25 protein-coding genes are annotated in these 25272 nt (G+C 73.9%); 10 read left to right on the top strand and 15 right to left on the bottom strand.

All coding sequences use genetic code 11. The features are described 5' to 3' along the window. Positions 1 to 142: 142 nt before the first annotated feature. Complete coding sequence (locus AB0F77_RS41425) at positions 143 to 1762, bottom strand: cation acetate symporter (protein WP_361959400.1); 1620 nt, start codon at positions 1760 to 1762, stop codon at positions 143 to 145. Continuing rightward, a complete protein-coding gene (locus AB0F77_RS41430) occupies positions 1759 to 2115 on the bottom strand; it encodes a DUF485 domain-containing protein (RefSeq protein ID WP_361959403.1) in 357 nt (118 codons plus the stop codon). Before AB0F77_RS41430 ends, AB0F77_RS41425 begins: the two co-directional genes overlap by 4 nt. Before the next feature lie 246 nt (positions 2116 to 2361). Between AB0F77_RS41430 and AB0F77_RS41435 the strand changes: the two genes are divergently transcribed. The 3 genes from AB0F77_RS41435 to AB0F77_RS41445 all read left to right on the top strand — a co-directional run bounded on the left by AB0F77_RS41435 (position 2362) and on the right by AB0F77_RS41445 (position 6982). After that, complete coding sequence (locus AB0F77_RS41435) at positions 2362 to 3888, top strand: S8 family serine peptidase (protein WP_361959406.1); 1527 nt, start codon at positions 2362 to 2364, stop codon at positions 3886 to 3888. Between the two features lie 65 nt (positions 3889 to 3953). Beyond that, a complete protein-coding gene (locus tag AB0F77_RS41440; RefSeq protein ID WP_361959409.1) occupies positions 3954 to 5483 on the top strand; it encodes a S8 family serine peptidase in 1530 nt (509 codons plus the stop codon). Between the two features lie 113 nt (positions 5484 to 5596). Next, positions 5597 to 6982, top strand: a complete 1386-nt coding sequence (locus AB0F77_RS41445) for a CoA transferase (protein WP_361959412.1) — start codon at positions 5597 to 5599, stop codon at positions 6980 to 6982. Between the two features lie 27 nt (positions 6983 to 7009). Here AB0F77_RS41445 and AB0F77_RS41450 read toward each other — a convergent pair whose 3' ends face one another. Beyond that, the gene (locus AB0F77_RS41450; protein WP_361959415.1) at positions 7010 to 8053 is read right to left on the bottom strand and encodes a zinc-dependent alcohol dehydrogenase family protein; all 1044 of its coding nucleotides are present in this window, start codon (positions 8051 to 8053) and stop codon (positions 7010 to 7012) included. A 124-nt stretch (positions 8054 to 8177) separates the two neighbouring features. Continuing rightward, positions 8178 to 8888 carry a VIT family protein gene (locus AB0F77_RS41455; RefSeq protein ID WP_361959418.1) on the bottom strand — a complete coding sequence of 237 codons (711 nt, stop codon included), beginning with the start codon at positions 8886 to 8888 and terminating at the stop codon, positions 8178 to 8180. Between the two features lie 208 nt (positions 8889 to 9096). Between AB0F77_RS41455 and AB0F77_RS41460 the strand changes: the two genes are divergently transcribed. The 5 genes from AB0F77_RS41460 (at position 9097) to AB0F77_RS41480 (ending at position 13966) form a co-directional block, all read left to right on the top strand. After that, on the top strand, positions 9097 to 10092 hold the full coding sequence (locus AB0F77_RS41460; protein WP_361959465.1) for a DEDDh family exonuclease: 996 nt from the start codon (positions 9097 to 9099) through the stop codon (positions 10090 to 10092). 144 nt (positions 10093 to 10236) lie between these two features. After that, complete coding sequence (locus tag AB0F77_RS41465) at positions 10237 to 10470, top strand: hypothetical protein (RefSeq protein WP_361959421.1); 234 nt, start codon at positions 10237 to 10239, stop codon at positions 10468 to 10470. Between the two features lie 50 nt (positions 10471 to 10520). Next, on the top strand, positions 10521 to 11318 hold the full coding sequence (locus AB0F77_RS41470) for an SURF1 family protein (protein ID WP_361959424.1): 798 nt from the start codon (positions 10521 to 10523) through the stop codon (positions 11316 to 11318). A 102-nt stretch (positions 11319 to 11420) separates the two neighbouring features. Continuing rightward, complete coding sequence (locus AB0F77_RS41475; RefSeq protein WP_361959427.1) at positions 11421 to 13205, top strand: glycoside hydrolase family 15 protein; 1785 nt, start codon at positions 11421 to 11423, stop codon at positions 13203 to 13205. Between the two features lie 5 nt (positions 13206 to 13210). Beyond that, positions 13211 to 13966: an SDR family oxidoreductase gene (locus tag AB0F77_RS41480; RefSeq protein WP_361959430.1), complete on the top strand. Its 756-nt coding sequence runs from the start codon at positions 13211 to 13213 to the stop codon at positions 13964 to 13966. Between the two features lie 25 nt (positions 13967 to 13991). Here AB0F77_RS41480 and amaP read toward each other — a convergent pair whose 3' ends face one another. The 5 genes from amaP to AB0F77_RS41505 are packed head-to-tail and all read right to left on the bottom strand — an operon-like array spanning position 13992 to position 16342. After that, complete coding sequence (gene amaP / locus AB0F77_RS41485) at positions 13992 to 14579, bottom strand: alkaline shock response membrane anchor protein AmaP (protein ID WP_361959433.1); 588 nt, start codon at positions 14577 to 14579, stop codon at positions 13992 to 13994. After that, complete coding sequence (locus AB0F77_RS41490) at positions 14576 to 15253, bottom strand: DUF6286 domain-containing protein (protein WP_361959436.1); 678 nt, start codon at positions 15251 to 15253, stop codon at positions 14576 to 14578. The genes amaP and AB0F77_RS41490 overlap by 4 nt, the downstream gene beginning before the upstream one ends. Then, the gene (locus AB0F77_RS41495) at positions 15253 to 15621 is read right to left on the bottom strand and encodes a hypothetical protein (RefSeq protein WP_361959439.1); all 369 of its coding nucleotides are present in this window, start codon (positions 15619 to 15621) and stop codon (positions 15253 to 15255) included. The genes AB0F77_RS41490 and AB0F77_RS41495 overlap by 1 nt, the downstream gene beginning before the upstream one ends. 5 nt (positions 15622 to 15626) lie before the next feature. After that, entirely contained in the window at positions 15627 to 15821 is a 195-nt protein-coding gene (locus tag AB0F77_RS41500; protein ID WP_361959442.1) for a hypothetical protein, read from the bottom strand. 47 nt (positions 15822 to 15868) lie between these two features. Beyond that, a complete protein-coding gene (locus AB0F77_RS41505) occupies positions 15869 to 16342 on the bottom strand; it encodes an Asp23/Gls24 family envelope stress response protein (protein ID WP_361959468.1) in 474 nt (157 codons plus the stop codon). 96 nt (positions 16343 to 16438) lie between these two features. Between AB0F77_RS41505 and AB0F77_RS41510 the strand changes: the two genes are divergently transcribed. Then, positions 16439 to 17191: a nucleopolyhedrovirus P10 family protein gene (locus AB0F77_RS41510; RefSeq protein ID WP_361959445.1), complete on the top strand. Its 753-nt coding sequence runs from the start codon at positions 16439 to 16441 to the stop codon at positions 17189 to 17191. 110 nt (positions 17192 to 17301) lie between these two features. On the opposite strand, the gene AB0F77_RS41515 is transcribed toward AB0F77_RS41510, so the two are convergent. From AB0F77_RS41515 to AB0F77_RS41530, 4 genes are all read right to left on the bottom strand, one after another. Further along, the gene (locus AB0F77_RS41515) at positions 17302 to 18105 is read right to left on the bottom strand and encodes an enoyl-CoA hydratase/isomerase family protein (protein ID WP_361959448.1); all 804 of its coding nucleotides are present in this window, start codon (positions 18103 to 18105) and stop codon (positions 17302 to 17304) included. A 146-nt stretch (positions 18106 to 18251) separates the two neighbouring features. Beyond that, positions 18252 to 18473 (bottom strand): helix-turn-helix domain-containing protein, encoded by a 222-nt coding sequence (locus AB0F77_RS41520; protein ID WP_010355597.1) that lies wholly within the window; start codon positions 18471 to 18473, stop codon positions 18252 to 18254. Positions 18474 to 18808: 335 nt separating this feature from the next. Then, positions 18809 to 20407, bottom strand: coding sequence for an ABC-F family ATP-binding cassette domain-containing protein (locus AB0F77_RS41525; RefSeq protein WP_361959451.1), 1599 nt, complete (start codon positions 20405 to 20407; stop codon positions 18809 to 18811). Positions 20408 to 20499: 92 nt separating this feature from the next. Continuing rightward, positions 20500 to 21264 (bottom strand): hypothetical protein, encoded by a 765-nt coding sequence (locus AB0F77_RS41530; RefSeq protein ID WP_361959454.1) that lies wholly within the window; start codon positions 21262 to 21264, stop codon positions 20500 to 20502. A gap of 484 nt (positions 21265 to 21748) precedes the next feature. Here AB0F77_RS41530 and AB0F77_RS41535 point away from each other — a divergent pair, with 484 nt between their 5' ends. Further along, positions 21749 to 22162, top strand: a complete 414-nt coding sequence (locus tag AB0F77_RS41535) for a VOC family protein (protein ID WP_361959456.1) — start codon at positions 21749 to 21751, stop codon at positions 22160 to 22162. Positions 22163 to 22179: 17 nt separating this feature from the next. On the opposite strand, the gene AB0F77_RS41540 is transcribed toward AB0F77_RS41535, so the two are convergent. Both AB0F77_RS41540 and AB0F77_RS41545 read right to left on the bottom strand, forming a co-directional pair. Continuing rightward, the gene (locus AB0F77_RS41540; RefSeq protein WP_361959459.1) at positions 22180 to 23601 is read right to left on the bottom strand and encodes a hypothetical protein; all 1422 of its coding nucleotides are present in this window, start codon (positions 23599 to 23601) and stop codon (positions 22180 to 22182) included. Between the two features lie 275 nt (positions 23602 to 23876). Continuing rightward, positions 23877 to 25004, bottom strand: coding sequence for an alpha/beta fold hydrolase (locus AB0F77_RS41545; RefSeq protein ID WP_361959462.1), 1128 nt, complete (start codon positions 25002 to 25004; stop codon positions 23877 to 23879). Positions 25005 to 25272: the final 268 nt, after the last annotated feature.

Consider the following 25272-nt stretch of genomic DNA (forward strand, 5'->3'; position numbering starts at 1 on the left):
CCCCCCAGGTCATCCGTTCGACAGGGGGGACCAGTCATGCCGGGCCCGGAGGCCAGCGGCCCTCTTGCAGGACCGCCAAGAACATAACGGGGGGCGGGTGGCCGCGTCGCGGGGTTCCGCGGCGCGGCCACGCGCGGGAGCGTCAGTGCGCCCCGGTGCCGGTGAGCGAGCGGACCTCCAGCTCGGCGTACTTCCCGGCGTCCGGCTCCTCCTTCGACAGGTAGGTGCCGACGACGCCCAGGAGGAAGCCGACCGGGATCGAGATGATGCCCGGGTTCTCCAGCGGGAACCAGTGGAAGTCGACGTCGGGGAACATCGAGGTCTCCTTGCCGGAGACGACCGGCGAGAAGAGCACCAGGCCGACCGCGGTGACGAGGCCGCCGTAGATCGACCACAGGGCGCCGCCCGTGGTGAACCGCTTCCAGAACAGGCTGTAGAGGATGGTCGGCAGGTTCGCCGAGGCGGCGACCGCGAAGGCCAGGGCGACCAGACCGGCGACGTTCAGGTCGCGGGAGAGGGCACCGAGGACGATGGAGACGGCGCCGATGCCGACGGTGGCGTAGCGGGCGGCGTTGATCTCCTGCTTCTCGCTGGCCTGCCCCTTCTTGATGACGTTCGCGTAGATGTCGTGCGCGAACGACGAGGAGGAGGCGAGCGTCAGGCCGGCGACGACCGCGAGGATCGTGGCGAAGGCGACCGCGGAGATGGTGGCGAGCAGGATCGCACCCCAGTTGGAGTCGACGCCGCCGAGGTGCAGGGCGAGCAGCGGGGCGGCGGTGTTGCCCGCCTTGTTGGAGGCGATGATCTCGTCCGGTTTGATCAGCGCGGCGGCGCCGAAGCCGAGGGCGAGGGTCATCAGGTAGAAGGCGCCGATCAGGCCGATGGCCCAGATCACGGACTTGCGGGCGGCCTTGGCGGTGGGCACGGTGTAGAAGCGGATCAGGATGTGCGGCAGGCCGGCGGTGCCGAGGACCAGGGCGATGCCGAGCGAGATGAAGTCGAGCTTGCTGGTGCCGGTGGCGCCGTAGCGCAGTCCGGGCTCCAGGAAGGCCGCGCCCTTGCCGCTGTTGTCGGCGGCGCTGCCGAGCAGGTCGGAGACGTTGAAGTCGAACTTCAGCAGCACCAGGAAGGTCAGCAGCAGGGCGCCGAGGATCAGCAGCACGGCCTTGACCATCTGGACCCAGGTGGTGCCCTTCATGCCGCCGATGGTGACGTACACGATCATGAGGACGCCGACCAGGGCGACGATGCCGACCTTGCCGCCGTCGCTGGTGATGCCGAGCAGCAGGGAGACCAGGACGCCCGCGCCGGCCATCTGCGCGAGCAGGTAGAAGATCGACACGACGATGGTGGAGGTGCCGGCGGCCGTGCGGACGGGGCGCTGGCGCATGCGGTACGCGAGGACGTCGCCCATGGTGTAGCGGCCGGAGTTGCGCAGCGGCTCGGCGACCAGGAGCAGGGCGACGAGCCAGGCGACCAGGAAGCCGATGGAGTACAGGAAGCCGTCGTAGCCGAACAGGGCGATGGCGCCCGCGATGCCGAGGAAGGACGCGGCGGACATGTAGTCGCCGGAGACGGCGAGGCCGTTCTGGAAGCCGGTGAACTGGCGTCCGCCGGCGTAGAAGTCGGCGGCGTCCTTGGTCTGGCGGCCGGCCCAGACGGTGATGACGAGGGTGGCCGCGACGAAGATCGCGAACAGGGTGATGATCAGCGGCCGGTGCTCACTGGCCTCGCCGGCGGCCAGGGTGATCGCGGGGCTCATTCTCCGCCCTCCATCCGGGACTTGATGGCCTCGGCCTTGGGGTCGAGGTTGGCGGCGGCGTGCCGCGAGTACCACCAGGCGATGAGGAACGTGCTGAGGAACTGGGCGAGTCCGAGGACCAGGGCGACGTTGATGTTGCCGACGACCTTGGTGCCCATGAAGTCGCCCGCGTAGTTGGACAGCAGGACGTACAGCAGGTACCAGACGATGAACGCGACGGTCAGCGGGAAGGCGAAGGAGCGGTAGGAGCGGCGCAGTTCACCGAACTCCGCGCTCTCCTGCACCTCGGTGAACTCCTCGGTGGAGGGGAGTTGGGGGTGGGGTTTCGAGGGGGGCGGTGTCTCGGTGGCCACGGAGTCTCCTCGTGTCGCGGGTGATGGGCGGCGGTGCCCGACGCCGGTCGGGTCTCCTGTCGAAGGTCCACGGCGCGGCGTGGGGACCGGTTCAAGTCCTTTGGGTTCTTTCGGAAGTGGTCTCCCGAAGTCATTGCTGGCCAGCGATATGGGGAGATAGCTTCACCACTGCACCACCCGTCATGCACCTGCCCAGCACCACCTGTGCGCCGGGCAGGTTTCGTATTCGGATGATGTGGAGACCCCATGCCTCATCTGCGCTCCAGACGCAGGCTCGCCCTGGCCGTTCCGGTCGTGCTGTCGCTGACCGCCTCGCTGGGCTTCCTGCCGTCGGTGGCGTCGGCGGCCCCCTCGGCACCCCACGCGTCCCGGGCGGCGGACGGCCCGGCGCTGGCGTACGTGGTCAACACCCGCACGGACCACCGCACGATCGCCTCGGTGCGGCGCGCGATCACCGCGCACGGCGGCTCGGTCGTGGCGACGTACGACCGGATCGGTGTGATCGTCGCCCACTCCTCGGACCCGGACTTCGCGAAGGACCTGCGCGCGGTGCGCGGAGTGCAGTCGGCGGGCGCCACCCGCACCGCCCCGCTCAGCCCCGCCGGGACCACGGACGAGGGCGCCGTGCAGGTGCTGTCGAAGGCGGAGGCCGCGAAGGTCGCCCGCGGCGCGGCGCGGGGCGCCGAGCCGCTGGAGGCGGACCAGTGGGACCTGCGGGCGATAGGCGCCGACAGGGCCGCGCGCATAGACCCGGGCAGCCGGAAGGTGACCGTCGCCGTGATCGACACCGGCGTCGACGACACCCACCCCGACATCGCCCCGAACTTCTCCGCGGCGCAGTCCGCGAACTGCGTGAGCGGCAAGGCGGACACGACGTACGGCGCCTGGCGCCCGGTGGACGCCGACCACTACCACGGCACGCACGTCGCCGGTGAGATAGCCGCGGCCCGCAACGGGGTGGGCGTCGCGGGTGTGGCTCCCGGCGTGAAGGTCGCGAGCATCACCGTCGCCCAGCCCGACGCGGGCCAGTTGTTCTTCCCGGAGAGCGTGGTCTGCGCGTTCGTGTTCGCCGCCGACCACGGCGTCGAGATCACCAACAACAGCTACTACGTCGACCCGTGGCTCTACAACTGCCTGGACGACCCCGACCAGCGCGCCATCGTCGACGCGGTCGACCGGGCGCAGCGGTACGCCCAGCGCAAGGGCACGCTGAACGTCGCCTCGGCGGGCAACTCCAACGACGACCTGGACGCGGACGCCCTCGTCGACGACTCCAGCCCCGACGACTCGACCCCCGTGCCCCGGACGGTCGACCCGCACAAGTGCCTCGACATCCCCACCCAGTTGCCCGGCGTGGTCACGGTGAGCGCCACCGGCTTCAAGGGCGCCAAGTCGTACTACTCCAGCTACGGCAAGGGTGTCGTCGACGTCGCGGCCCCCGGCGGCGACCGTTTCCAGATCCCGGACACGCCGTCCCAGAACGGCCGCATTCTGTCCACACTGCCGAACAACGAGTACGGCTACCTCCAGGGCACGTCGATGGCGTCACCGCACGTCGCCGGTGTGGCCGCGCTGCTGAAGTCCACCCACCCGCGCGCGACCCCGGCACAGCTCCAGGCGCTGCTCAAGGCCCAGGCGGACAACCCCGGTTGCCCGGCCGACCCGTACGACGGGGACGGCGACGGCGTCGTGGACGCCACGTGCGTCGGCGGCAAGCGCGACAACGGCTTCTACGGGGCCGGTGTCGTCGACGCCCTGCGCGCCGTCAAGTAGCGCCCCCTCCACAGGACTTCCCGCACGGCCCGCTCGTTTTGCGAACGAACTGGAGACACAGACACATGACAGTGACCCAGCCGCGACTGCGCCGCGCCATGGTGATTCCCGTCGGCATGGCCATGGCCTCCGCCCTCGCGTTCCTGCCGAACGTCACCGCGTCCGCCGCGGACGCCCCGGCCGCCGCGAAGGCCGCGACGACCGCCGACGCGACGGCGCTCAGCTACGTCGTCAACGTCCGCCCCGGACACGGGGTTTCCCGGCAGGTGAAGAAGGCCATCGCCGACGCCGGCGGCACGATCGTGATCGCGTACGACCAGATAGGCGTGATCGTCGTCCACTCCTCGAACCCGGACTTCGCCAAGACCGTGCGCAAGGTGCGCGGGGTCGACTCCGCGGGCAACACCCGCAACGCACCGCTGCCCGCCCAGTCCACCACCGACGTCGGCACCCCGAAGGTGCTCAGCGCCGAGCAGGTCGCGAAGGCACAGGCGGCCGCCGGGCAGGACCCGCTGGAGCCGCTCCAGTGGGACCTGCCGGCCATCAAGGCGGACAAGGCGCACGAAAAGACCCTCGGCAGCAAGAAGGTGACGGTCGCCGTCATCGACACCGGCGTCGACGACACCCACCCGGACATCGCGCCCAACTTCAGCCGCTACGCCTCCACCAACTGCGTGACGGGCAAGCCGGACACGACCGACGGGGCGTGGCGGCCGAGCGCGGCCGAGAGCCCGCACGGCACGCACGTGGCCGGTGAGATCGCGGGCGCCAAGAACGGCGTCGGCATCACGGGCGTGGCGCCGGGCGTGAAGGTCGCCGGCATCAAGGTGGCCACCACCGCAGGCTACTTCTACACGGAGGCCGTCGTATGCGGCTTCGTGTGGGCGGCCGAGCACGGCGTGGACGTGACCAACAACAGCTATTACACGGACCCGTGGTACTTCAACTGCAAGAACGACCCGGACCAGAAGGCGCTCGTGGACGCCATCACCCGGGCCACGCGGTACGCGGAGAAGAAGGGCACGGTCAACGTCGCGGCGGCGGGCAACGAGAGCTACGACCTGGCCGCCGACTCGATCACCGACCCGGTCTCCCCGAACGACGGCACCCCGTCGGACCGGGTGATCGACCCGCGCAAGTGCTATGACATACCGACCCAGTTGCCGGGTGTCGTCACCGTGGCGGCGACCGGCGCGAAGGGCATCAAGTCGTCGTTCTCCAACTACGGCCTCGGCGTCATCGACATCGCCGCGCCCGGCGGTGACTCGACGGCGTACCAGACGCCCGCGCCCCCGGCGACCAGCGGTCTGATCCTCGGCCCGCTGCCCGGCGGACAGTGGGGCTACATGGCCGGCACGTCGATGGCGTCGCCGCACGTCGCCGGCGTGGCCGCGCTGATCAAGTCGACGCACCCGCACGCCTCGGCGGCCCTGGTGAAGGCCCTGCTGTACGCGGAGGCCGACGCCACGCCGTGCACCAAGCCGTACGACATCAACGGCGACGGCAAGGTCGACGCGGTGTGCGAGGGCACGAAGAACCGCAACGGCTTCTACGGCTGGGGCACGGCCGACGCCCTGGCTGCCGTGACGAAGTAGCACCCGGCGGCGGTGGAGCGGGCGGGCCGGACAGGTGTTCCGGCCCGCCCGTCACCACATCTGCCGCACGGGGCACCGACGACTCGTCGGGGGCGATGCTGCATAGTGCCGTCATGACCGTGACGACCGACACCGAGTCCGCCTGGGAGGCCCTGGGCGGGGAGCGGGATCTCGTCTCCCGCGTTTCCGCCGTCGTACGCCGAGGAGCGCTCGGCGCCCGGCTGCCCGTACGGGAGCTGGCCCGCGCCTGTACGGGCGTGTGCGCGCTGGCCGCCGCCGAGTTGGGGGCGCGGCGGGCCGGGCTCGCCGAGGTGCCCGAGGTGCGGATCGACGACGGTGCCGTGGCGACCTCGTACCGCAGCGAACGCCAGTTGCTGGTCGACGGGCGGGCGCCGGTGTCCTTCGCTCCCCTGTCGCGGTTCTGGCGCACGGCGGACGGCTGGGTGCGCACCCACGCCAACTACCCGCACCACCGGGCCCGGTTGCTGGACGCCCTCGGGCTGCCCGAGGGCGCCTCCGTGGACGACACGGCCGCGCTGCTCGCCGGGCGGACGGCCCTGGAGGTCGAGGACACCGTGTACGCGGCCGGCGGTCTCGCCTTCGCGGTCCGCTCCCCCGGGCAGTGGGCCGCGCACCCGCAGGCGGCCGCGCTGGAGGAGCGGCCCCTGGTGGAGCGCGGGCGTCTGGACACCGCCCGCGCGCGGGCGCTCGCGCCCCTCGACGGCACTCCCCTGCTGCCCGCCGCCGGGCTGCGCGTGCTGGACCTGACCCGGGTCATCGCCGGCCCGGTCGCCACCCGGCTGCTGGCGCTGCTCGGCGCCGACGTGCTGCGCCTGGACCCGCCCCGGCTGCCCGAACTGCCCGACCAGCACATCGACACGGGCTTCGGGAAGCGTTCGGCGGCGCTCGATCTCACACGGGCGGCGGACGCGCGGACCTTCGAGGAGCTGCTGTCGGCGGCGGACGTCGTCGTCACCGGCTACCGGCCCGGCGCCCTCGACCGGTTCGGGCTCTCGCCGCGGGCGCTGGCCGAGCGGCGGCCGGGGCTGGTCGTGGCGCAGGTGTCGGCGTGGGGCGCGTACGGCCCGTGGCGGGAGCGGCGCGGCTTCGACAGCCTGGTGCAGGCGGCCACCGGGATCGCCGTCCTGGAGGGCACGGCCGGTGAGCCGGGCGCGCTGCCCGCGCAGGCCCTGGACCACGGCACGGGCCATCTGCTCGCCGCCGCCGTGCTGCGCGCGCTGACGGAACGCTCGTACGACGGAGAGGGCCGCCATGTCCGCCTCGCGCTGGCCCGTACGGCGCTCTGGCTGACGGACGGCGTCCGGCGCGGGCCGGAGGGCGACGCGCCCTACGAGGGCCCGGGTCCGTGGCTGGCCGAGCGGGACGGCGCGTCCGGCCGGCTGCGGTACGCGCTGCCCGCGGTGTGCTTCGCGGGCGGTCCCGCCGACTGGGCCCGGCCGCCGGTGCCCTGGGGAACCGACGCGCCGGAGTGGGTGTGAGCGGCGGGACGCATCCGGGCACCCGGGTCAGACGGTGACGAGGACCTTGAGCGCGGTGCGCTCGTCCATCGCCCTGTAGCCGTCCGGCACGCCCTCCAGACCGACCGTCAGGTCGAAGACCGGGGAGGGGTCGACGGTGCCGTCGAGGACGTCGGGCAGCAGCTCGGGGATGTAGGTGCGCACGGGCGCGACCCCGCCGCGCAGCGCGATGTTCCGGTCGAACATGACGGTCAGGTTGAGGCCGGTGCCACTGCCGTGCGGGACGCCGACGAAGCCGATCGCGCCGCCGTCGCGGGTGATTCCCACCGCCGTGCGCATCGACTGCTCGGTGCCGACCGCCTCGACCACGGCGTGCGCGCCCTGGCCGCGGGTCAGCTCGCGCACGGCGTGGACGGCCGCCTCCCCGCGCTCGGCGACCACGTCGGTGGCGCCGAAGCGGCGTGCGAGGTCGGTGCGGGCCGCGTGCCGGCCCAGCGCGACGATCCGCTCGGCGCCGAGCCGCTTCGCGGCCAGGACGGCGCACAGGCCGACCGCGCCGTCCCCGACGACGGCGACCGTGGCACCGGGCCGCACACCCGCGCCGAGCGCCGCGTGGTGGCCGGTGCCGAGCACGTCGGAGAGGGTCAGCAGGGCGGACAGCAGACGGTCGTCGGAGGCCGCCTCCTTGGGCAGCGGGACGAGGGTGGCGTCGGCGAACGGCACGCGCACGGCCTCGCCCTGACCGCCGTCGTAGCCGACGGAGCCCCAGAAGCCGCCGTGGTCGCAGGAGGTGGTCAGGCCCTCGCGGCAGTGGTCGCAGACGCCGTCGGACCACATGAAGGGGGCCACCACCAGGTCGCCGCGGCGGACGGTGCCCACCTCGGAGCCGGTCTCCTCGACGTGGCCGAGGAACTCGTGCCCGATGCGCTGCCCCGGCTTCCGGTCGGCCACGCCGCGGTACGCCCACAGGTCGCTGCCGCAGATGCAGGCCCGCAGCACCCGGACCACCGCGTCGGTGGGGAGCTGGACGACGGGCTCGGGCACGTTCTCCACGCGCAGGTCGAACGGGGCGTGGACGGTGGTGGCGCGCATGGCGAGGATCTCTCTCGTACGGTCTGCTGTGCGGTGCGCCCGGGGGGTGGTCGGGCGCACTTCACCGTACGCCGTGACCTGGGCGGCTCGCGCGCGGAGGGCCCGCTCCGCAGCCGCCGGGCCGCTACACCCCCGCCGCGCCGAGCAGTGTCCCGGCCACGTAGGTCACGCCCATGGCCAGCGCGCCGCCCACCACGTTGCGCACGACCGCCCGCCGGGGGTCGGCGGCGCCCAGGCGGGCGCTGCTCCAGCCGGTGAGGACGAGCGCGGCCAGGACGGAGAGCACGGTGACGGGCAGCCGCCACGGCGCCGGCGGGAGCACGATCGCGAGCAGCGGCAGCAGCGCGCCCACCGTGAAGGCGAGGAAACTGGCCCACGCCGCGTGCAGGGGGTTGGTCAGCGCGTCCGGGTCGATGCCCAGCTCCACGCGCGCGTGGGCCTTCAGGGCGTCCCGCGCGGTGAGCTGCTCGGCGGCCTCGCGGGCGACCTCCCGGGTCAGCCCGCGCTCCTCCAACAGCCCGGTCAGCTCCTCCAGTTCGGCCTCGGGCTGCTCCTTCAGCTCGCGCTTCTCCAGGGCCAGGGCGGCCCGCTCGGAGTCGCGCTGCGTGGACACGGACACGTACTCCCCGGCGGCCATCGACATCGACCCGGCGAGCAGCCCGGCGAGCCCCGCGGTCAGCAGCGCGGCCCGGTCACCGGTCGCGCCGGCCACGCCGACGACGATCCCGGCGGTCGACACGATGCCGTCGTTGGCGCCGAGCACCGCGGCCCGCAGCCAGTTCAGCCGCGATCCGAGCGCCCCGCCGTGGGCCTCACTGTGATTCGGTTCGGTCACAGCAGGGAGGATGACATCCCGGGGACCGGAGGGCGACGGCGACTCGGCGGCGGTCTCCGCGCGCCCTCGAACACGGCGTACGCGCGGGGCAATTGACGGACGTTCCGCCTCCGGTCGGCCGAACCGCCCTCGAACGGACCACCCCCGCAAGGGTGCTGGGGGCCCTCGGGGACCGCGCTGTCGGTCGTGGACCGTATCCTCGGTGACCATGCTCGAAGACCGTACGACCGCAGCGCCCTCACCCACCCGGTGGCCGGCCGCGTATCCGGAGGGATACGCGGTCGTCGACGTGGAGACCACCGGGCTGGCCCGGGACGACCGGATCATCTCCGCGGCCGTGTACCGGCTGGACGCGCGCGGCGAGGTCGAGGACCACTGGTACACGCTGGTCAATCCGGAGCGTGATCCGGGGCCGGTGTGGATCCACGGTCTGACGAGCGATGTCCTGGAGGGGGCGCCGCTGTTCGAGGAGATCGCCGAGGAGTTCGCGGCGCGGCTCGCGGACCGGGTGCTCGTCGCGCACAACGCCGTCTTCGACTGGCAGATGATCGCCCGCGAGTACGCGCGCGCGAAGCGCGAGGCGCCGGTGCGGCAGCGGCTGTGCACCATCGCGCTCTCCAAGGAGCTGGGGCTGCCGCTGCCCAACCACAAGCTGGAGTCGCTCGCGGCCCACTTCGGTGTGGTCCAGCGGCGGGCCCACCACGCGCTCGACGACGCGCGGGTGCTCGCGGAGGCGTTCCGGCCGAGCCTGCGGGCCGCGGCGGCGGGGGACGTACGGCTGCCGCTGCTGGAGTGCCGGCCGCTGACCGAGTGGCACGACCGGCCGGCAGCGGTGATCGGGCGGCAGGCGGACGGGGGCTACGGCGGCTACCGGCCGGGCGGTTGGCGTCCGTCCCGGAAGCGGCCCGCGTGCCCGTATCCGAACCCGGGCCGGTACGAGGAGGGCGGACGCCTCAAGCAGGGCATGCGGGTCGCGTTCTCCGGGGACACGTCGGTCGACCGCGAGCTGCTGGAGGACCGGGCCGTGGAGGCGGGGCTGCACATCGCGTCAAGCCTGTCCCGGCTGACCAGTCTGCTCGTCACCAACGACCCCGACTCGGGTACGTCGAAGGCGGCCAAGGCGCGGCAGTTCGGGACGCCGGTGATCGACGAGGCGGCGTTCGGGCAGCTGCTGCGGGACGTGGAGCCCGCCTCGCCGGAGTGACCCCGGCGGTCGCGTGAGTGCCCCCGGCCGTCGCCCGAGTGCCCCGGGCGGTCGTGGGAGTAGAACCGTACTATCGGGTGACAACCGTGCGACTCGCCCGGCGGCCGCTCGCCCGGCCGCCCGTCACCGCCCACCCTGTGGCGCATGGCGAAATGCGAAGTCTGCGGCAACGACTACGGAATGTCCTTCGAGGTGCACGCGCAGGGCGCCGTGCACGTCTTCGACTGCTTCTCCTGCGCGATCCACCGCATGGCCCCGCTCTGCGAGCACTGCCGGGTCCAGATCATCGGCCAGGGCGTGGAGGCCGAGGGCCAGTGGTACTGCGGCGCCCACTGCGCCCGCGCGGAGGGGAAGGCGGGGATCGTCGACCGGGTCTGAGGCGGTACCCCACGCATTCGCGCCCCACGACCCGGATGTACCGTCGTGGGGTGTACCGCTTCCTTCTGACCCGGCAGTGGGTGATTCTCACCCTGCTCGCCCTGCTCCTGATCCCCACGATGATCAGGCTGGGCATCTGGCAGATGCACCGGTACGAGGAGCGCAGCCACCGCAACCAGCTCGTCACCGACGCGCTGGCCGCCGATCCGGTGCCCGTGGAGCGGCTGACCTCGGCCGGGCACAGGGTGACGAGCGCCGAGCGCTACCACACGGTCACCGCGACCGGCACCTTCGACACCTCCCGGGAGGTCGTGGTCCGGCGGCGCGTCAACTCCGACGACGCGGTCGGCTTCCACGTCCTCACCCCGTTCGTGCTGACGGACGGCAAGGTGCTGCTGGTCAACCGCGGCTGGATCCCGGCGAACGGGGCGCAGACCGCGTTCCCGAAGATCCCCGCGCCGCCGGCCGGCCGGACCACCGTCACCGGACGGTTGATGGCCGACGAGACGACCGCGGACAGCGGCATCAAGAACCTCGCGGGGCTGCCCGACCGGCAGGTCATGCTGATCAACAGCGCGCAGGAGTCCCGGCGGCTGCACGCCGACGTCCTCGGCGGCTACATCGAGCAGACGGCGCCCGCGCCCAAGGGGGACAGCCCGGAGCAGCTCTCCGACCCGGGCAAGGAGGACGCCCCGCTCAACTACGCCTACATGATCCAGTGGTGGCTGTTCGCCGCGGCGGTCCCGGTCGGCTGGTACGTCCTGGTGCGCCGGGAGGTCCGCGACCGCGAGGCGGCCGGCCCCGACCCGGACGCCGAGGAAAGGGAATCAGAGCCGGCGACGGTCTGACGGTGCCCCGCCGGGACCGGCTCCCGCGCCCCGCGGACGCGAGGTCACCCGCCCGGCCCCGGCCCTGATTGTGGGAAGTGCCCGGTGGGGAACCGGAACCCCGTGCAGCACCGCATCGAGGACTACGCGCTCATCGGCGACGAGCAGACCGCCGCCCTGGTCGGCCGGGACGGCTCCGTCGACTGGCTCTGTCTGCCCCGCTTCGACTCCCCCGCCTGCTTCGCCCGGCTCCTGGGCGACGAGAGCAACGGTCACTGGCGGATCGCCCCACTCGGCGCCGGCACCTGCGCCCGGCGCGCGTACCGCCCCGACACCCTGGTCCTCGACACGGAGTGGGACACCCCGGACGGCACGGTCCGGGTCACCGACCTGATGCCGCAGCGCGACCGCGCCCCGGACGTCGTACGCGTCGTGGAGGGCGTCAGCGGCCGGGTCACCGTGCGCAGCACCCTCCGGCTGCGCTTCGACTACGGCTCGGTCGTCCCCTGGATGCGCAGGTCCGACGGGCACCGCGTCGCCGTCGCGGGACCGGACTCCGTGTGGCTGCGCAGCGAACCCCACGTCCGCACCTGGGGCGAGGACTTCGGCACGCACTCGGAGTTCACCCTCGAAGAGGGCGACCGCGTCGCGTTCGTGCTCACCTGGCACCCCTCGCACGAGCCGCGCCCCGCACTGGTCGACCCGTACGACGCGCTGCGCCTCAGCGTCACCGACTGGCGGCGCTGGACGGCCCGCTGCCGCTACACCGGGCCGTACCGGGACGCGGTCGTCCGCTCCCTGATCACCCTCAAGGCCCTGACCTACGCCCCGACCGGCGGCATCGTCGCAGCGGCCACCACCTCCCTGCCCGAGGAGCTGGGCGGCGTGCGCAACTGGGACTACCGCTACTGCTGGCTGCGCGACTCGACGCTCACCCTCGGCGCCCTGGTCGCCGTCGGCTACCACAGGGAGGCCGAGGCGTGGCGCGACTGGCTGCTGCGCGCGGTCGCGGGCGACCCGGCCGACCTCCAGATCATGTACGGCGTGGCGGGCGAGCGCAGGCTGCCCGAGTTCGAGGTGCCCTGGCTGCCCGGCTTCGGCGGCTCGGCGCCCGTCCGTGTCGGCAACGGCGCCGTGAACCAGCTCCAGCTGGACGTGTACGGCGAGGTCATGGACTCGCTGTGGCTGGCCCGCCGCACGGGTCTGTCGCCCAAGCCGCACATGTGGTCCCTCCAGGGCGTGCTGCTGGAGTGGCTGCGCACCCAGTGGCGGCAGCCGGACGAGGGCCTGTGGGAGGTGCGCGGCGGCCGCCGGCACTTCGTGCACTCCAAGGTGATGGTGTGGGTGGCCGCCGACCGTGCCGTGCGCACCCTGGAGGAGCACCCGGAGCTGCCCGGCGACCTGGAGGGCTGGCGGGAGCTGCGCGAGGAGGTGCACCGGGAGGTCTGCGAGAAGGGCTACGACCCGTGGCGCAACACCTTCACCCAGTACTACGGCTCGCGCGAGCTGGACGCCGCGCTGCTGCTCATCCCCCGCGCCGGGTTCCTGCCGCCCGACGACCCGCGGGTGATCGGCACGGTCGACGCGGTCCGCGCGGAGCTGGGCCACGGCGGGTTCGTCCGCCGCTACGACACCGGCGGCGCCCCCGTCGACGGGCTGCCCGGCTCCGAGGGCGCCTTCCTGGCCTGCTCGTTCTGGCTCGCGGACGCGCTGCATCTGACGGGCCGCACCGAGCAGGCGCGGGAGCTGTTCGACCGGCTGGTGGGCCTCGTCAACGACGTGGGGCTGCTCGCGGAGGAGTACGACCCGGTGGCCGGCCGTCAGCTGGGGAACTTCCCGCAGGCGTTCAGCCACATCGGTCTGGTGAACACGGCCCTCGCCCTGTTCGGGGCGGACGGGGCAGGATAGGGCTCATGGATCTTGGACTGAAGGACCGGGTGTACGTCGTCACCGGCGCCAGCCGCGGGCTGGGCCACGCGACCGCGCGCGAACTGGTCGCCGACGGGGCGAAGGTGGTCGTCAGCGGGCGGGACGAGGAGCGGGTCGCCGGGGCCGCGGCCGGGCTGGGTCCCGACGCGGTGGGCGTGGCCGTCGACAACGCCGACCCGGGGGCCGCGCAGCGGCTGATCGAGGTGGCCCGGGAGCGGTTCGGCGGCTTCCACGGTGTGCTGGTGAGCGTGGGCGGGCCGCCGCCGGGGTTCGTCGCCGACAACACGGACGAGCAGTGGACGGCCGCGTTCGAGTCGGTGTTCCTGGGCGCGGTGCGGCTCGCCCGTACCGCGGCGCAGGAGCTGGGGCCGGGCGGTGTCATCGCGTTCGTGCTGTCCAGCTCGGTGTACGAGCCGATCCCGGGGCTGACGATCTCCAACGGGCTGCGGCCGGGGCTCGCCGGTTTCGCGAAGTCGCTCGCGGACGAGGTCGGGCCGCGGGGCATCCGGGTGCTGGGGCTGGTGCCGGGGCGCATCGACACGGACCGGGTGCGGGAGCTGGACGGGCTGTCGGCGGACCCGGCGGCGACCCGGGCGGCGAGCCAGTCCCGGATTCCGCTGCGCCGGTACGGGACCCCGGAGGAGTTCGGACGGACCGCGGCCTTCCTGCTCTCCCCGGCCGCCTCCTATCTGACGGGCCTCATGCTCCCCATCGACGGCGGCCTCCGCCACGGCTTCTGACGACCCGGGCCAACAGTCCGGGGGCTCAGCTCACTCTTTCCGCTCGGTGTTTGAGGGCTCGTAGGTGTACCTCGGTCGGGAGTCTTGTGAGGCCGGCCGAGGTTCTGGCGCGGGTCAGGGACTCGGTCGTCAGGGTGGCGAGGGCCTGGCCGGGGTCCACCTCGGGGTCCAGGTCGAGCCGGACGCGGGCCTCGGGGGTGCTGCGCCGCCCGGTCAGGGTGGCCTGGGCGTACGCCACTCCGTCCAGGCGGGCCGCGTCCTCGGCGAGCACCCCCTCCAGGGCCCGGGCCCGCAGCAGCGCGCCCTCGCCGTCGCCGGTGTCGACCAGGACCTCGGTGAGGCGGCGCCGGCGCAGGTCCGCGATCAGCCACCACAGCGCCAGCAGGACGAGGACCGCGAGGCCGCCCAGGACGGCCGGCCACCACCAGCCGGCGTCCCGCCAGCGGGTGCGGTCGGCGGCGCTGAGCAGGACGTCGTGCCGGCCGTCGTGGATCCACCACGACGGGGGCCGTAGACCGAGGCCCACGGCGAGCACCGAGCCGCCGAGCGCGAGCAGCACCAGCCCGACGAGCGCGAGCAGTACCCGGTTGACGGTCCTGAGCACGGTCCTCACCCCTTCCGTCCGGGCCGGGCGACGTGCACCGACAGGGCGGGCGGCCGGGACAGCCCGAGCCCGCGGATCGCGTCGGCGAGCGTGCTGTCGAGGTCGGCGCGCACCTCGTCCAGTCCCCGGAAGTGGGAGACCGCCCGCACGTCGGCCTTCCTGCGCCGCAACCGCACCCGTACCGAGCGCACGCCGGAGATCTCCATGGCCCGGTCCCGCAGCACCTGGGCGGCGGCCTCGCGCCGCAGCCCCGCGCGGACGTCGGCGTGGACGCGCCGCATGGGCAGCAGGCCGCGCAGTCCGGGGGTGAGGGCGAGGACGACCAGCCACAGGCCGAGGGCCGCGGCGACACCCGCGCCGACCAGCACCCAGGTGTCGTCCAGGGGCCGTTCGGCGAGCTGCCGGGCGAGCGTGCGCCGCCAGCGCATCGCGGGCCGGTGCGCCCGTACGGCCGCGATGTCGTACAGGAGGACGGCCGCGCCGAGCAGGAGCAGGAGCGCGACGACGCCCGCGGGGACCCGGCGCGCGGACCAGAAGCGGCCGTCGCCGCCCTCGTCGGCGGTCACCGGGGGCGGCGGGTCGTAGGCCGCGGCGGAGGCGGACTGGTCGAGGCCGGGGCCGTCGGCCTTCTCCAGGACCGGTGCCGGGGGCGTGCCGCTCTCGGCGCCCTGGGACTCGCTCATCACGCCCTCCCCTGTGCCGTGCCGTGCGCCGGGGCCGAAAGCAGCCGCTCGACCTCGACGGCGACCTCCGGCACGTCCATGCCCACCAACGCGCCTACCCGCTCGACGACCTGACGACGCACGGCGGCGCAGCGGGCGCCGATGTCGCTCGGGTAGCCGAGTTCGAGGTGGACGCGGACCCGTGCCGAGTCGTGGTGGACCACCACGGTGGCGTGCGGGGGCGCGGCCTCGCCGGGCAGCGCCCCGAGGGCCTCCCGGGCCGCCCGCGCGGCGATCTTCGCGACGACCCGGTCGGCGATCCGGGTGGCGCCGCGTTCGCCGGGCGCGACGGCGCCGGGCCCGCGCACCGTCTCGGCCGCACCGCTCACGGGTGTCACCGGCGCCGGTCGCGCTTGCCGTCACGGGTGCGGAAGAAGTCGCCGATCTCCAGGTCGCCCTCCAGGAGGCGGCCGACGACGAACCCGACGGCGCCCAGCGCCGCCACCAGCAGGAAGGCGCCGAACCCGCCGAAATACCCGGCGAAGCCCAGCGCCATTCCGGCGATCATGCCGACCACGGCCATGTTCATGCCGCTTTCCTCCGCTCGTCAGCCGTGTGCTGTCAGGTCACCGTGCCTCACTGGATGCGGGGCTCCGGCTCCTCGTCCTCCTCGTCGGGCAGCTTCACGTCGCTCACCGCGATGTTGACCTCGACGACTTCGAGGCCGGTCATGCGTTCCACGGCCGCGACGACGTTCTCGCGCACGGCACGGGCCACGTCGGCGATCGCCACGCCGTAGTCCACGACGATCTCCAGGTCGAGCGCGGTCTGCACCTCGCCGACCTCGGCCTTCACCCCGCGGCTGACCGACTTGGCGCCGCCGGGGACACGGTCGCGCACGGCGCCGAAGGTCCGGGACAGCCCACTGCCCATGGCGTGCACGCCGACGACGTCCCGGGCGGCGAGGCCCGCGATCTTCTCCACGACGCCGTCCGCGATGGTCGTCCGGCCCCGGCCCGCCGGATCGCCACCGCCGCGCCGGGTGGCCTTGCGGGTCTGTACCGGGCTGTCGTCCTCGATCCCGGCCGGTGTCGCCGGCCGTTCCGTCATCTCACTCATCGCCGCACGTCCTTTTCGGTCGTCGTTCTGTGACCAACCTATGTGCGGTTGCCCGGTCGCGCTCAGGGGATGCGGCAGGCTGGAGCAATGACGGCGGAAAGTTGGACACAGGCGGTTCGTCACCATGTGGGTCTGGGCAGGCTGCTGCCCCTGGGCGGGCCGCGGGACGGTGCGTGGATCACGGAGGCGGCGGCCGGGGCGGTGCTGCGGGGGGTGGCGCGCGAGGTGCCGGGGGTGCGGGTGGGCGCGCTGCGGGTCGGGCTCGCCCATCCGGCCGAGGCGGCCGAGCCGGTGGTGGCGCCCCCGCCGGGCGCGCTCCCACCGGGGGCGCTGCGGCTGACGGCGGACTTCGCGGCGACGGCCGTCGACCCGCTGCCGGAGACGGCCGAGCGGCTGCGGCGGGCCCTGGCGGAGGCCGCGGAGCGGCGGCTGGGGCTGGCGGTCACCGAGGTGGACCTGCGGGTGACCGCGCTGCTGGACGACGGGGAGCCGGAGCCCGAGGCGGGGAACGGGGCGGAGAATCCGGCGGAACCGGTACGGGCGCCGCGTCCGCCGTCGGCCCGTGCGGCGACCGACGCGGACGAGGTCCGGGCGGGCACGGCGGCGCTCGCCGTCCCCGGGGCGGGACGGCTCACCAGCGCCCTGGGCGGCCTCGGCCGGGCGGTGCGCGTCGAGGAACGGCGCGGGGAGACGTCCCTGGCGCACCGCCACGTCCGCGTGGAACTGACGGTGACCCCGGCCCGGCGCGCGCTGGACGTGGCCGGCGAGGTCCGCGCGGCGGTCCGCGACGCCCTCCCGGACCGTCCGACGGTCACCCTTCTGGTCACCGCGGTGGAGTGAACCGGCCGCACGGCTCCCGACCACACGGCTCCCGACCGCCGGCCGGGACCGGCGGGTCCCCGCGGCGATCGGGTGCCCGCGGCGACGGCGATCGGGGCCGCGGGCAGGGGTCAGTCGCCGATGCCCGCCAGGTCGCGCAGACGGCGGGCCTGGGCCTGGCGTTCCGCGGCGCGCTGTTCGTCGTAGGTGCGGGAGGCCGCGCCGCGCAGCAGGGCCTTCGTCTCGACCACCGCGTCGCGCGGCGCCGCGAGCAGGGCCGCGGTCAGGTCCCGCACCGCCGCGTCGAGCTCGCCCGCGGGCACCGCCAGGTTGGCCAGGCCCGTGGCGACGGCCTCCTGCGCGTGGACGAAGCGTCCGGTCACGCAGAGCTCCAGCGCGCGGGCGTAGCCGACCAGTTCGACCAGCGGATGGGTGCCGCCGAGGTCGGGCACGATGCCCAGGCCGGTCTCACGCATGGCGAACTGCACGTCGTCCGCGACGATCCGCAGGTCGCACGCCAGCGCGAGCTGGAACCCGGCCCCGATGGCATGCCCCTGCACCGCGGCGACGGACAGGATGTCGCTCCGCCGCCACCAGGTGAAACCCTCCTGGTAGAAGGAGATGGTCTCGTCCACCTCGGCGTCGTCACGGCGCGCGAGATCGGTGAAGGTCGGCTCGCCCGGCATGCCCTCAGGGGTGAACATCTGCCGGTCGAGCCCGGCGGAGAAGGACTTGCCCTCGCCGCGCAGCACGACGACACGGACGGAGCCCGGCAGCAGTTGCCCTGCCTCGGCCAGTGCCCGCCACATCGAGGGGCTCTGCGCATTGCGCTTGGCCGGGTTGGTCAGCGTCACCGTGGCGATCGCGTCGTCGACGGTGAGCCGTACGCCGTCCTTGTCCAGTACGGCAGCGAAGTCCTGCTCGGGCGAAGCCATGGGCGCCTCCGATGAGTGCGGTCATCCTGCGCCGCGCACGGCGTGGGGCCGTACGACGGCACAGCTAAGTGACTGCACAGTAACCACCCGGTCGTTCAGCCGACCGACCGGGTGGCACCGTCGAAGCCGAGAAGCCGCCCGGGGGGTCAGGACGTTGCGGCCTTTTTGCCCCTGGTCGCGCCGCCACGCCCACGGAGCGTGACACCCGACTCACTGAGCATCCGGTGTACGAAGCCATACGAGCGGCCGGTCTCCTCGGCCAGTGCCCGGATGCTCGCACCGGAGTCGTACTTCTTCTTCAGGTCTGCCGCGAGCTTGTCGCGCGCGGCGCCGGTCACCCGGCTGCCCTTCTTCAGAGTCTCGGCCACCCGTGCCTCCTCATGGGAAGTGCGCTCTGGTCTCCTCATGATCACCCCTCCGGGGCGCGATGGCCACCCATTCGGCAAGGTCCGTGAGACACGGTTTTGACGACAGGAGCACATCCCCACAAGCGGAATCAGGTCTTCCGGACTGTGGTGTCCATGGGGCTGAACGGGTTGTTTCGCGAAGCACCAGGTCAGAGATGCGAAACGGCCGATCCCTTGTCGACAAAGGGATCGGCCGTCGGATGGTTGTAGGACACACCTCGATACGAGGAGATCTCACACAGATGATGGATCACCCGTGGGCCGAATGATCCATACTCAGTGGATCACTCATTCGATCAAGCCAGGGCGACGAGGTCCGCGTAGTCGGCGCCCCACAGGTCCTCGACGCCGTCGGGCAGCAGGATGATCCGCTCCGGCTGGAGCGCCTCCACCGCGCCCTCGTCGTGGGTGACGAGGACGACCGCGCCCTTGTAGGTGCGCAGCGCGCCGAGGATCTCCTCGCGGCTGGCCGGGTCGAGGTTGTTGGTCGGCTCGTCGAGCAGCAGCACGTTGGCGGAGGAGACCACCAGCGTCGCGAGGGCGAGCCGGGTCTTCTCGCCGCCGGACAGGACTCCGGCCGGCTTGTCGACGTCGTCGCCGGAGAACAGGAACGAGCCCAGCACCTTGCGGACCTCGACCAGGTCCATGTCGGGGGCGGCGGAGCGCATGTTCTCCAGGACCGTGCGGCCCGGGTCCAGGGTCTCGTGCTCCTGCGCGTAGTAGCCGAGCTTGAGGCCGTGGCCGGGGACGACCTCGCCGGTGTCGGGCTGCTCGACGCCGCCGAGCAGCCGCAGCAGGGTCGTCTTGCCGGCGCCGTTGAGGCCGAGGATGACGACCCGGGAGCCCTTGTCGATCGCCAGGTCGACGTCGGTGAAGATCTCCAGCGAGCCGTACGACTTCGACAGGCCCTCGGCCATCAGCGGGGTCCTGCCGCAGGGCGCGGGCTCGGGGAAGCGGAGCTTGGCGACCTTGTCGGAGGCGCGCACCGCGTCCAGGCCGGCCAGCAGCTTGTCCGCGCGGCGGGCCATGTTCTGCGCGGCGACCGTCTTGGTGGCCTTGGCGCGCATCTTGTCGGCCTGCGCGTTCAGGGCGGCGGCCTTCTTCTCGGCGTTGGCGCGCTCGCGCCTGCGCCGCTTCTCGTCGGCCTCGCGCTGCTGCTGGTACAGCCGCCAGCCCATGTTGTAGATGTCGATCTGCGACCGGTTGGCGTCCAGGTAGAACACCTTGTTGACGACCGTGTCGACCAGGTCGACGTCGTGGGAGATGACGATGAAGCCGCCGCGGTACGTCTTCAGGTAGTCCCGCAGCCAGACGATCGAGTCGGCGTCGAGGTGGTTCGTGGGCTCGTCGAGCAGCAGGGTGTCCGCGTCGGAGAACAGGATGCGCGCCAGCTCGATACGGCGGCGCTGACCGCCGGAGAGCGTGTGCAGCGGCTGGCCGAGCACCCGGTCGGGCAGGTTGAGCGCGGCGGCGATGGTGGCGGCCTCGGCCTCGGCGGCGTACCCGCCCTTGGTGAGGAACTCCGTCTCCTGGCGCTCGTACTGCCGCATCGCCTTGTCGCGGGTGGCGCCCTGGCCGGTGGCGATGCGCTGCTCGTTCTCCCGCATCTTGCGCAGCAGGACGTCGAGGCCGCGCGCGGACAGGACACGGTCGCGGGCGAGGACGTCGAGGTCGCCGGTGCGGGGGTCCTGCGGGAGGTAGCCGACCTCGCCGGAGCGGGTGACGGTGCCGGCGGCGGGCATCCCCTCGCCCGCGAGGACCTTGGTGAGGGTGGTCTTGCCGGCGCCGTTGCGGCCGACGAGGCCGATGCGGTCGCCCTTGGCGACGCGGAAGGTCGCGCTCTCGATGAGGACGCGGGCACCGGCGCGCAGCTCGATGCCGGAGGCGGAGATCACGGACAGACTCCAGAGCGGGTCGTGGTGGCGGGTGGGCGACTGCGGACGTTCCCGCCGTCTATTGCGCGAGGAGAATGGCCATGGGCCCGATTCTAACGGGGCGGGGCAAGCACTTTTTCTGGGTGCCGGTGTTCGATCTCCGCGCGGGGCGCGCCGTTTCCCAGGGGAGCGCGGCCGGGGGCGATCCGGCCGAGGTCGTCGACCGCGATGAGCTGGGCGGTCCAGGCGCCCGCGGCGCAGGGCTGGGCGACGAGCAGGGCGGCGCCGTGACGTACGGCACGTTCGGGGCGGAACGCGCAGCCGGGGCGCGCGGGCAGCACCCAGCGCAGGTCGCCGTCGGCGGTGCGGTAGCCGGTGACGCGGCGCGGGGTGACGACGGCGAGCATGCCGTGTCCGAGGGGGCGCAGGACGCCGGTGGCGCCCCGCGCGCGGAGGGTACCCGCGGCGTCGGGCAGGGCGCGGTGCCAGCGCACGGCGCGGCCGTCGGTGCCGGTGACGAGGCCGTCGTCCCAGAGGGCGATCGCGCTCCCGCGGGTGGGCAGCGCGGCGAGGGCGCGGCGGCCGTCGCGCGCGTAGCGCCAGCGGGGTCGCGGGCCGGCCGGGTCGTACGCCTCGACGGCACCGTCACGGATGCGGAGGAGCGGTGTGCCTCCGGCACCGGCGGTGTGCGGGGTGAAGCGGTCCCCGTAGGGGGCCGGTCCGGTGTGCTGGGCGGCCGTCACCAGGAGGACCACGAGGAGGGCGAAAGGGATGAAGCGGGTGAGCGGGAGGACCTGGGCGGGGTCGGGGGGTGTGGTCCGTGCGGCGGTGTCGCGGGGCCGCGAGGGGGGTGCGGGGCACTTCGGCAGTACGGCCACCGTGTCCCCTTCTCCGGTTCCCCGGTTCCCCCGGTGCTCGGCGCCCCCCCCGGAACAGGGGTCGAGCGTAGTCACGCGCGCGGACGGGGGCGGGGCGGGCGGCGGTGACACGGCGGGCGGGCGGCGGGTGTCGCCCGTTCGGCCCCGTGCCCGGTGACCGGCGGCCGGGCCCGGGGCGAGGATGACGCCGGGGGGCGCGGCGGACGGAGTGCGGTGGCCGATGCAGTGTCGAAGACGCCGCCGCGGACCTGGACGTCCTGGACGTCCGCCGCCGTGAGGCTGGTGACGTGGTTCGCGCAGGGGTTCAGGACCGGGGACCTGGCCCGGTGCGACACGTTCCGCCGAGGGTGCGGCGGGTGTTCGGCGGGGCGTTGTCAGTGGCCGGTGCCAGACTGGGCGGCAGGGTGGATCGCGGGTGTTCATGGCGGTTCGCCCGGCACGACACGGCACGGCACGGACACCGTTTCACGAGGGAGTGACGGGCATGACGGGTAAGGGCGGCGCACGGCCGGGCATCTGTCCGACGTTGTTGTACGCGGACGCGCGGGCGGCGATCAGGCAGCTGACGGAGGGCCTCGGCTTCACGGAGCTCTCGGTGTACGAGGGGACGGACGGCTCGGTGCTCCACGCCGAGCTGGCGCAGGGCAACGGCGTGGTGATGCTCGGCTCCAAGGGCCGCGGCGGCGTCTTCGACACGGCGATGAAGGACGCGGGCCCGGCGGGGGTGTACGTCGTGGTGGACGACGTGGACGCGCACCATCGGCGGGCCGTGGAGCACGGGGTGGAGATCCTGCTGCCCCCGACGGACCAGGAGTACGGCTCGCGGGACTACATGGCCCGGGACGCCGAGGGCAACATCTGGAGCTTCGGGACGTACGCCCCCGAGACGGGGGCCTGAGTCCGGCTCCGGGGCGGTCAGCCCCCGGTGTGCACCTGGAAGGCGGCGCGGCGCACGGCCTTGGCGAGGGCGGGGTCCGGGTGGGCGGCGGCGAGGGCGACGAGGACCTGCACGGTGCGGGGGTGGCCGACGGCGCGCACCTCGTCGAGCAGCTGGGGGACGGTCGCCTGCACGGCGGACTCCAGGTGCCGTACGAGCAGGGGGGCCTCGCCGTGGTCGGCGACGGCGGCGGCCGTGTCGACCCACAGCCAGGTGGCCTCCTCGCGGGTGAGGACCTCGTGGGCGTCCTCGGGGTCGACGCCGTCGTGCTCGGCGAGCCACAGCAGGGCGTAGGGGCGCAGGGTCGGCTCGTCGAGGACGGCGCGCACGTCGGGTTCGGCGGGGGCTCCGACGACGCGCAGCGCCTCGAAGGCCAGTCCGCGCAGCAGGGCGTCCTCGCCGCGGGCGGCGTCGACGAGTTCGGTGACGGCGCTGCCGACGGTGCGGGCGGCGAGCCAGGCGCGGTACTCGGCGCGGGCGGCGTTGGGCCGCAGCTGGGCGCAGCCGCGGAGCATGTCCTCGGCGGAGTGCTCGATGTTCCCGGCGGGGCTCTGCGCGGCCACGCAGATCTGCTCCAGCTTGACCCAGACGGCCCAGCTGCCCAGCGGGGTGAGGGTGGCCTGGCCGTCGCCGCAGGTGAGGGCGCCGACGGAGGCGAGGGCGTGCAGGGCCCAGTCGAGGAGGGGGGCGAGGGCGGTGTCGTCGGCGGGGGTCGCGTCCGCTGCGGGCCCGGGGTCCGTGCCGGTCGGCACGGCCGGGACGAGGGCCGGGGCGGGGACGGGCAGTTCGGCGCCCTCCGCGACCGGCGCCGGGGCGGGGACGGCGGTGGGGCCGGGTTCGTAGGGGACCTCGCAGCGCTCGGTGCGCAGTTCGGTGACGCGCTGCTGGAGGAGGTCGAGGAGCTGCTCGACGGGGACGGGTCCGGCGGAGAGCTGGAGGAAGGAGAGCACCTGGGGCATGGCCGAGACGACCTCGGCGACGGCGGCGGGCTCGTGCTCGGCGGGTTCCGGGTAGGCGAGCGACCAGGCGTCGAAGAGGGCGACCCAGCCGCGCAGGACGGCGCTGTCGTCGCGGTCCCAGGCGCGCAGGCGCCAGCCGGGGCGGGCGATGCCGCCGTGCACCTCGACGAGGCCGGCGAGCCGGGCGGTGTCCCAGTCGGCGCGGATCTGGGCGACGGTCTGGCCGAGCTCGTGCGCCGCCCGTTCGGCGGTCGCGTCGGAGAGGGTGGACTTGCCGTCGTCGGTGGCGCCGTCGCCGCCGGGGCCGAGGGCGGTGTCGGCCCAGTGGGCGAGGCGGGCGGCGTCCGCGAGGCCGGAGCGGGCCATTCTGGCGAGTTCGGCCGGTGCGGGGGTGCCCTCCGGTGGCCGGGGTGCGGGGCGGCGCGAGGGCCGCTGGTTCATCGCTCGGGGGGCGGCGGCCAGGGGTCGCGGTCGGACGAGTCGAAGCCTGGAGTCGCGCGGGATACGGGACGTCACGGGTGCAGTCTTCCGGTTGACGGACCGAAAACCCAAACGGAATGTCACGGGGGGCGACGGGGCTGGCCAACACATGGGGTCCCGAGGGGCGGGAAGGGGCCGGATCGGGTCGGCCGCACCACGCTAAACGGAATGCGTGGAACCGGTTGCCCTCTTGGCGAGTGCGCCGGTTCGGGGCGCCGGTTCGGGGCGGGCCGGGGTCACATCAGCGGGGTCAGGAAGCGGCGCAGCCGCTCCTCGTACTCCTGGGGGTCGGCGTTCCACATCGCCGCGTGCGGGGCGTCCGGCACGGTGTGCAGGGAGATCCGGTCGGGGCGCAGGGCGGCGAGGCGGCGGGAGAACCACCAGGGCGCCACGGTGTCGCCGGGGCCGTGCACGATCAGCGTCGGGACGTCGATCAGGGCGGGGTCCGCGCTCTCGCCGAGGCGGTCGGCGAGCAGCCCGGTGCGGCCCTGGGCGGCGCGGACGGCCAGCGGCAGCACGGCGTCCGGGGTGTGGCGGGCCGTGGCCAGGGCGCGCAGCGTGGTCTCCCAGCTGAGCACCGGTGAGTCCAGGACGAGCCCGGAGACCCGCTCGCGGAGCGGGGAGTGGGCGGCGGCGCGCAGGGCCATGGTGGCGCCGGTGGACCAGCCGAGCAGGACGACGCTGCGGGCGCCCTCGCGGACGGCGTGCCGGATCGCGGCGTCGAGGTCGCGCCACTCGGTCTCGCCGAGGTGGTTGAGGCCGTCCGGCGGGCGGGGCGCGCCGAGGTCGCCGCGGTAGGAGAGGGCGAGGACGGGCAGCCGGCGGTCGTGCAGGAACGCCATGACGTTCAGGGCCTGTTCGCGGGTGGCGCCGAGGCCGTGCACGGCGATCACCCAGGTGTCGCGGTGGCCGGGCACGAACCAGGCGGGCAGGGTGCCCAGTTCGCCGGGTATCCCGACGTCGGTGTGGGCGAGGCCGAGGGCGCCGGCCGGGGTGCCGACGTAGGCGTTCGGGGTGAGCCACACCTTGTCGCCCGCGGTCAGGGTGCCGTGTGTGACGCGCTCCAGGCGGCGCACGACCGTGTCGGCGGAGTGCGGGGCGGTCGTCAGGACCGGGCCGACGACCGCGTGCGAGCCGTCGCCCGCGAGGCCGTAGGTGCCGCGGCGCAGGGAGGCGAGGTCGCGGGTGAGCGTGACCTGGCCGGCGGCCGTGCCGTGCACGGTCAGCCGCGGTTCGGTGGGCAGGGGTCGGCCGGCGGGGGCCTTCAGCGCGGCGTCGCTGGCCATCCGCCCGGCGGCGACACTCGCCGCTCCGGCGGCCAGCACCGCGGTGACGGCGGCGGCGGTCGCTGTGACAGTACGCACCCGTCCAGTGTCCTTTCGGACCCCGCTGTCGGCCAGCGGGAGGAAGTGGGGCCGGCCGCCCGGGGTCGCGGCGGCGGGGATCGGCCCGGCCAGGGCCTGTCCGGCCGCTCCCGCGCGGTCCGCGACGCGAAGGGCACGCAGGGCGCGGAAGGCACGAAGGGCCGGACAGGCCCCTAGGTGTATTGACCTGAAGCGTTGTTCACACGGCTGATGGGTGGCTGGCCTGCGAGTGCGGTGTGGCAGCGGTGGTGGTTGTAGGTGTGGAGGA

The sequence above is a fragment of the Streptomyces sp. NPDC026672 genome (assembly GCF_040638185.1).
Taxonomy (GTDB): Bacteria; Actinomycetota; Actinomycetes; order Streptomycetales; family Streptomycetaceae; genus Streptomyces.

Bases quoted from the DNA above. Each gene is read 5' to 3' on its own strand.
- AB0F77_RS41425 (WP_361959400.1), bottom strand. From the start codon at position 1,762: ATGAGCCCCGCGATCACCCTGGCCGCCGGCGAGGCCAGTGAGCACCGG.
- AB0F77_RS41435 (WP_361959406.1), top strand. From the start codon at position 2,362: ATGCCTCATCTGCGCTCCAGACGCAGGCTCGCCCTGGCCGTTCCGGTC.
- AB0F77_RS41440 (WP_361959409.1), top strand. From the start codon at position 3,954: ATGACAGTGACCCAGCCGCGACTGCGCCGCGCCATGGTGATTCCCGTC.
- AB0F77_RS41445 (WP_361959412.1), top strand. From the start codon at position 5,597: ATGACCGTGACGACCGACACCGAGTCCGCCTGGGAGGCCCTGGGCGGG.
- AB0F77_RS41450 (WP_361959415.1), bottom strand. From the start codon at position 8,053: ATGCGCGCCACCACCGTCCACGCCCCGTTCGACCTGCGCGTGGAGAAC.
- AB0F77_RS41460 (WP_361959465.1), top strand. From the start codon at position 9,097: ATGCTCGAAGACCGTACGACCGCAGCGCCCTCACCCACCCGGTGGCCG.
- AB0F77_RS41465 (WP_361959421.1), top strand. From the start codon at position 10,237: ATGGCGAAATGCGAAGTCTGCGGCAACGACTACGGAATGTCCTTCGAG.
- AB0F77_RS41480 (WP_361959430.1), top strand. From the start codon at position 13,211: ATGGATCTTGGACTGAAGGACCGGGTGTACGTCGTCACCGGCGCCAGC.
- AB0F77_RS41490 (WP_361959436.1), bottom strand. From the start codon at position 15,253: ATGAGCGAGTCCCAGGGCGCCGAGAGCGGCACGCCCCCGGCACCGGTC.
- AB0F77_RS41500 (WP_361959442.1), bottom strand. From the start codon at position 15,821: ATGAACATGGCCGTGGTCGGCATGATCGCCGGAATGGCGCTGGGCTTC.
- AB0F77_RS41505 (WP_361959468.1), bottom strand. From the start codon at position 16,342: ATGACGGAACGGCCGGCGACACCGGCCGGGATCGAGGACGACAGCCCG.
- AB0F77_RS41510 (WP_361959445.1), top strand. From the start codon at position 16,439: ATGACGGCGGAAAGTTGGACACAGGCGGTTCGTCACCATGTGGGTCTG.
- AB0F77_RS41515 (WP_361959448.1), bottom strand. From the start codon at position 18,105: ATGGCTTCGCCCGAGCAGGACTTCGCTGCCGTACTGGACAAGGACGGC.
- AB0F77_RS41535 (WP_361959456.1), top strand. From the start codon at position 21,749: ATGACGGGTAAGGGCGGCGCACGGCCGGGCATCTGTCCGACGTTGTTG.
- AB0F77_RS41540 (WP_361959459.1), bottom strand. From the start codon at position 23,601: ATGAACCAGCGGCCCTCGCGCCGCCCCGCACCCCGGCCACCGGAGGGC.